Source organism: Streptomyces sp. NPDC059003, assembly GCF_042740445.1.
GTDB lineage: Bacteria > Actinomycetota > Actinomycetes > Streptomycetales > Streptomycetaceae > Streptomyces.
Genome location: NZ_JBHYJH010000032.1, coordinates 61,483 through 67,658, shown reverse-complemented (window position 1 = coordinate 67,658; position 6,176 = coordinate 61,483). Strand labels below are relative to the sequence as shown.

4 protein-coding genes are annotated in these 6,176 nt (G+C 73.3%); 3 read left to right on the top strand and 1 reads right to left on the bottom strand.

The window, feature by feature from the left end; translation table 11 throughout:
* The first annotated feature begins 44 nt into the window (after positions 1 to 44).
* A complete protein-coding gene (locus ACFWZ5_RS14960) occupies positions 45 to 1,490 on the top strand; it encodes a Gfo/Idh/MocA family protein (protein WP_384790512.1) in 1,446 nt (481 codons plus the stop codon).
* Positions 1,491 to 1,513: 23 nt separating this feature from the next.
* Here the strand turns inward: ACFWZ5_RS14960 and ACFWZ5_RS14955 are convergent, their stop codons facing one another.
* Complete coding sequence (locus tag ACFWZ5_RS14955; RefSeq protein WP_384790515.1) at positions 1,514 to 2,293, bottom strand: L,D-transpeptidase family protein; 780 nt, start codon at positions 2,291 to 2,293, stop codon at positions 1,514 to 1,516.
* Positions 2,294 to 2,501: 208 nt separating this feature from the next.
* Here ACFWZ5_RS14955 and ACFWZ5_RS14950 point away from each other — a divergent pair, with 208 nt between their 5' ends.
* Positions 2,502 to 4,367 (top strand): ABC transporter transmembrane domain-containing protein, encoded by a 1,866-nt coding sequence (locus tag ACFWZ5_RS14950; RefSeq protein WP_384790518.1) that lies wholly within the window; start codon positions 2,502 to 2,504, stop codon positions 4,365 to 4,367.
* The gene (locus ACFWZ5_RS14945) at positions 4,364 to 6,145 is read left to right on the top strand and encodes an ABC transporter ATP-binding protein (RefSeq protein ID WP_384790521.1); all 1,782 of its coding nucleotides are present in this window, start codon (positions 4,364 to 4,366) and stop codon (positions 6,143 to 6,145) included. The genes ACFWZ5_RS14950 and ACFWZ5_RS14945 overlap by 4 nt, the downstream gene beginning before the upstream one ends.
* Positions 6,146 to 6,176 lie beyond the last annotated feature (31 nt).

Below are 6,176 nucleotides of genomic sequence, written 5' to 3'. Positions count from 1 at the left end.
GGTGGGCCCCGCCCAACCCGCCCCCGCGCGACGACGGAGGTCCGATGCACGACGAGAACGCGACACCGGCACCCGACGACGAACCCACCGAAGGTCATTCCCGCCGCACGGTGCTGCGCACGGCCGGCATCGCAGGAGCCGGACTCGGACTCGGCGCGTTCGGCGCCGCCGGCGCGGCACACGCCGACGGCGCCGAACAGAGCCCGCACCAGGCGCCCGCGCCCGAACCGGCCCGCAAGGGCAAGACCATGATCGGCGTACCGTTCGAGCCGCGCTCCACGGTGCGGGTCGCCATCATCGGGCTCGGCAACCGCGGCGCCGGCATGATCGACCTGTTCCTCGCCCTGCCGGGCGTCCGCGTCGTCGCGCTGTGCGACCCGGTCAAGGACAAGACCGCGGCGGCGGCCAAGAAGGTCGTCACCGCGGGCCAGCCCGCACCCGCGACGTACACCAACGGAGAGCACGACTTCGAGAAGCTCTGCGCGCGCGGCGACGTCGACTTCGTGTACGTGGCGACGCCCTGGGACTGGCACTTCGAGATGGCCAAGTCGGCCATGCTCAACGGCAAGCACGTCGGCGTGGAGTGCCCGATCGCGCTGCGCCTCGACGAACTGTGGGACCTGGTCGACCTGTCGGAGCGCACCCGCAGACACTGCATGCAGCTGGAGAACTGCTGTTACGGCAAGAACGAGATGCGGGTGCTGCGCATGGCGCACGCCAGCAAGTTCGGCGATCTGCTGCACGGGGCGGGGGCCTACAACCACGACCTGCGCGGCCTGATGTTCGACCCGGACTACTACGAAGGGCCCTGGCGCCGCCTCTGGCACACGCGGCTGCGCGGCGACCTGTACCCCAACCACGGCTTCGGGCCCGTCGCCAACTACATGGACGTCAACCGCGGCGACCGCGTCACGCACATCTCCAGCTTCGGCACGCCCGCGCTCGGCCTCGCCGAGTACCGCAAGGCGCACATGCCGCCGGGCGACCCGAGCTGGAAGGAGACGTACATCGAGAGCGACCGGACGATCAGCCTCGTGCAGACCGCCAAGGGGCGGGTCATCCGCCTGGAGCACGACGTGTCGACGCCCCACCCCTACAGCCGCATCAACAGCCTCGGCGGCACCAAGGGCGTCTTCGAGGACTACCCGGCCCGCATCTACGTAGAGCCGGACCACACGGACGACCAGTGGGGGGACTTCGGCAAGTACGCCGCCGAGTTCGACCACTGGCTGTGGAAGGAGCACTCCAACCCGCCGGGCGGGCACGGCGGCATGGACTACATCATGGTGTTCCGCCTGATGCAGTGCATGCGGCTCGGTCTCGTCCCGGACTTCGACGTGTACGACGCGGCGACCTGGACCTCACCGGTGCCGCTGAGCCACGCCTCGATCAAGGCGAAGGGCGCGCCGCAGGCGATACCGGACTTCACCCGGGGCCTGTGGCAGAAGGCACGGCCGGGCGTCGACTCGGAGAAGCCCAAGGAGTCCTGAACGGAGCCTTGTCAGGGCGGCTCTCAGGTCCTGAGGGCCGCCTTGTCCCCCATCACCACGACCGGGTGCTGCTCCGGGTCGAGGGTGCGCAGCAGATACGCCATGCCTGACTTCGACAGGCTCACGCAGCCCGACGTGCCGCTGCCGTGGTCCATGTGCAGCCAGATGCTGCCGCCCTTGGCCTGGCCCTCGGGGCGCGTCGGGTCGTTCGGCGGGGCGCCCTTGACGCGGTTGTAGTCGATGGCGATGACGTAGTCGAAGTCGTGCCAGTGCGTCTTCGGCCAGTAGTGCGGGGCCTGGATGGACGCGGTCCGCGTGTACGGGATCTTGGCGCCGGGGTCGGCGAGGACGCCGCCCGCGTCGCTGAGCGTGAACACGCCGACGGGGCTGCGCTTGTCGCCCTCGTGATGGTTCGGCGTCCAGCCCTTCTTGCCGTTGTGGGCGGGCCAGCTGCGGGTCTTCTTCCAGGTGGCGTCCGCCTTCGTGCCTGGCTGCGCGCCCGCCTTCGTATCCACCTTCGTGTAGAGGACCACGGTGGCCTTCGCCGAGTCCTCGTCCTCCCCGTACACGGCGACGACCTGGCGCGCGTCGCCCGGGATGCGGGAGTGGAGGCGGTCGCCGACGCCCGGGATGCGCTGGGGGTCCGCGGCGGGGCGGGCCGCCTTCCGGCCGCCGTCACCGCCCTCGTGCCGCGTGACTGCGCCGTCGTCGTCCGAGCCACCGCCGCACGACGTCAGGACGAGGGAGAGGACAGAGCAGGCGGCGGCCACGGCCGCCGTTCGCACCACACCGGCTATACGCATGCGCTCCATCGTCGCACCGGCCCCGCGGACACCCCGCCGAGGACCGGGCGCCGGGCTCGGGAATGGCCGACTCTTTGCCCGACCACGGAAAATCGTTTGCTTCGGGCGACGGTGCGAGGCGAGCCTTGCACGGTTTGTAACCGCCGTTCGTCACCGCCGCGTACCGACGCCGTGCGACCGCGCCGCCCTCACCAACCGCTGGGACGTCATGCAGATTCGCGATCTTCCGTACGCCGATCCGGGCGAACCCGACGCCCGCTCGGGTCCCCGCTTCCTGCTCTGGCTCGGCCGCAACCAGCTCGGCGGCCAGCTCAAGGCGCTCGGCTGGGGTCTGCTGCACTTCCTCGGCATCGCCGCCCTGCCGTACACGGTCGGGCTCGCCGTGCAGGCCGCCGTCGACGGCTCGGGCGCGCGGCTCGCGGCCGCGGGCGGCGTCATCGTGCTCTCCGGGCTCGCCATCGCGGGCGGCGACACCATGCTGCACCGCACCGCGGTCACCAACTGGATCACGGCGGCGGCCCGGGTCCAGCAGTTGCTCGCCCGTAAGACCGCCGCCCTCGGCGCCGCGCTCACCCGGCGGGTGGCCGCCGGTGAGGTCGTCGCGGTCTCCACCGGCGACGTCGAGAAGATCGGCTGGTTCGTGGAGGCGGTCTCGCGGTTCGCCGCCGCCGCGCTCACGGTGCTCGTGGTCTGCGTGGGCCTGGTCGTGTACCAGCCCGCGCTCGGCGTCGTCGTCGCCGTCGGCGTACCGGTGCTCGCGCTCTCGGTCCTGCCGCTGCTACCGCGCGCGACCCGGCGGGCCGACCTCCAGCGGGAGAAGGCCGGCCGGGCGACCGAGCTGGCGTCGGACACCGTCGCGGGCCTGCGGGTGCTGCGCGGCATCGGCGGCGAGGACCTGTTCCTCGAGCGCTACCGGCGCGCCTCGCAGGAGGTGCGGGCCGCCGCGGTGCGCAGCGCCCGCATGTGGGCGGTGATCACCGCCGTCCAGGTGCTGCTGCCGGGCCTGCTCCTGATCGCCCTCGTCTGGCACGGCGTGCACCTGGCCCGTGAGGGCCGGATCACCGTCGGCGAGCTGGTCACCGTGTACAGCGCGGTGATGCTCCTGAACTACCCGCTGCGGCACTTCGAGGAGATCGCGATGGCGTACTCCTTCTCGCGTCCTTCGGCGAAGCGCGCGGCCCGCGTGCTGTCCCTTGAGCGCACCCACGCCCCGGAAGGGACGCACACGGCGCACGAGGCCGCCGCCGGAGATCTGTACGACCCGGTGACGGGACTGCTCGCCCCGGCCGGGCGGCTCACCGCCGTGGTCTGCGGCGACCCGGACGCGGCCGGGCGCCTTGCCGAACGCCTCGGCGGGCACCCGGCGTCGGCGGACGCCCCGGACCCCGCGTCGACGGACGGCACGGACCCGGCACCGGCGTCCGACGCGGCCCCGGCATCCGTGCGGCTCGGCGGCGTACCCCTCGACGCGCTGCCGCTGGACGCCGCCCGCACCGCCGTCCTCGTACAGGACAAGGACCCGGTGCTGCTCTCCGGGACGCTGAGCGCGCTGCTCGACGTACCGGCGTCGGGAGCGGTGAGCGCCGCGAGCGCGCTGGCCGCCGCGCAGTGCGCCGACGTGCTCGACGCGCTCGTGCAGGGCTCGGTGGCGGACGACCCGATGGACGCCCACCTCACCGAGCGCGGCCGCTCGCTGTCCGGCGGCCAGCGCCAGCGCCTCGCACTCGCCCGGTCCCTGGTCACCGACCCGGAAGTGCTCGTGCTCGACGAGCCGACCTCCGCCGTCGACTCGCACACCGAGGCGCGGATCGCGGACGGCCTGCGCGAGCTGCGCGCGGGCCGTACGACGGTGCTGCTCACCTCGTCCCCGCTGCTGCTCGACCGCGCCGACCGCGTCGTGTTCCTGCACGACGGCGAGGTCGCCGCGGTCGGCGAGCACCGCGCCCTCGTCGTCGGCGAGCCGCGGTACCGCGCGGTGGTGACCCGTGAGACCGACGAGGAGTCCGCGCACGGCACCACCTCCGGCGGCGCTCCTGACCTCACCCACACCATCCCGATCGAGGAGACGGCATGATCGGCCTGTCGCCGCCCGCGTACGACCCGGCGGCCCCGACGACCGCGGAGACGCTGCCCGTCGGCGGCGCCGCGACCGTGCGGGCCTATGTGCGCGAGCTCTTCCGGCGCCACCGCAAGGCCTTCGCGCTGCTGATCGCGGTGAACACACTCGCCGTCGTCGCCTCGATGGCGGGCCCGTACCTGCTCGGCGACCTCGTCGAGAGCGTGTCGGACGGGGCGCGCGAGATCCATCTGGAGCGCACCGTCGGCGTGTTCGCGCTCGCCCTGGTCGTGCAGGCGGTCTTCGTACGCCAGGTGCGGCTGCGCGGCGCGATGCTCGGCGAGCAGATGCTGGCCGACCTGCGCGAGGACTTCCTCGTCCGGTCGGTGGGCCTGCCGCCGGGCGTCCTGGAGCGCGCGGGCACCGGCGACCTCCTGTCGCGGATCACGACGGACATCGACCGGCTCGCGAACGCGATGCGGGAGGCCGTCCCGCAGCTCGCCATCGGCGTGGTGTGGGCGGCGCTCCTGATCGGCGGCCTCGCCGTCACCGCGCCGCCGCTGGCGCCCGCGCTGCTGATCGCGGTGCCGCTCCTCGTCGCGGGCTGCCGCTGGTACTTCAAGCGCGCCCCGTCGGCGTACCGTTCGGAGGCCGCCGGGTACGCGGCGGTGGCCGCGGCGCTCGCCGAGACCGTCGACGCGGGCCGCACCGTGGAGGCGCACCGGCTCGGCGCGCGCCGCATCGCCCTGTCGGAGCGGCGCATCAAGGAGTGGACCGCCTGGGAGCGGTACACGCTGTACCTGCGCTCCGTCCTGTTCCCCGTCATCAGCGCCACGCACGTCACCGTGCTGCTCGCGGTCCTGATGGTCGGCGGTGTGTTCGTCCTGCAGGGCTGGATCGGCGTGGGCCAGCTGACGACGGGCGCGCTGATCGCGCAGATGCTCGTCGACCCGATCGGCATCATTCTCAGGTGGTACGACGAGTTGCAGGTGGCCCAGGTCTCGCTGGCCCGGCTCGTGGGCGTCCGCGACATCGAACCGGACGCCGGGGATCCGTCCGTGGCGCCGGACGGCCGCGACGTCCTCGCCGACGACGTGCACTTCGGCTACCGCCCGGGCGTCGACGTGCTGCGCGCGGTGTCACTCGCCGTCGAGCCCGGCTCGCGTATCGCGCTCGTCGGTCCTTCCGGCGCGGGCAAGTCCACGCTCGGCAGGCTCCTCGCCGGGATCTACGGTCCGCGCACCGGCCAGGTGACGCTCGGCGGCGCCGAACTGATGCGGATGCCCGCGGAGGACGTACGCACCCATGTGGCGCTCGTCAACCAGGAGCACCACGTGTTCGTGGGCTCGCTGCGCGACAATCTGCTGCTCGCCAGGACCGGGGCGACGGACGCCGAGCTGTGGGCGGCGCTCGGCGCGGTCGACGCCGACGGCTGGGCGCGCGGGCTCGACGACGGCCTCGGCACGGAGGTCGGCTCGGGCGGGTTCGGGCTCACGCCCGCGCAGGCACAGCAGATCGCCCTCGCCCGGCTGGTCCTCGCCGACCCGCACACGCTGGTCCTCGACGAGGCGACCTCGCTCCTCGACCCGCGCGCGGCGCGCCACCTGGAGCGCTCGCTCGCCCGCGTCCTGGACGGCCGCACGGTGGTCGCCATCGCCCACCGCCTGCACACCGCACACGACGCGGACGTCATCGCCGTGGTCGAGAACGGCCGCATCAGCGAGCTGGGCAGCCACGACGACCTGGTGCGCGCGGACGGGGCGTACGCGGCACTGTGGCGGTCGTGGCACGGGTGAGGGGTCCTGGCACGGGTGGGAGAGAGGGGGC

Coding starts and splice junctions, on each gene's coding strand:
- ACFWZ5_RS14960 (WP_384790512.1), top strand. CDS start 45: ATGCACGACGAGAACGCGACACCGGCACCCGACGACGAACCCACCGAA.
- ACFWZ5_RS14955 (WP_384790515.1), bottom strand. CDS start 2,293: ATGCGTATAGCCGGTGTGGTGCGAACGGCGGCCGTGGCCGCCGCCTGC.
- ACFWZ5_RS14950 (WP_384790518.1), top strand. CDS start 2,502: ATGCAGATTCGCGATCTTCCGTACGCCGATCCGGGCGAACCCGACGCC.
- ACFWZ5_RS14945 (WP_384790521.1), top strand. CDS start 4,364: ATGATCGGCCTGTCGCCGCCCGCGTACGACCCGGCGGCCCCGACGACC.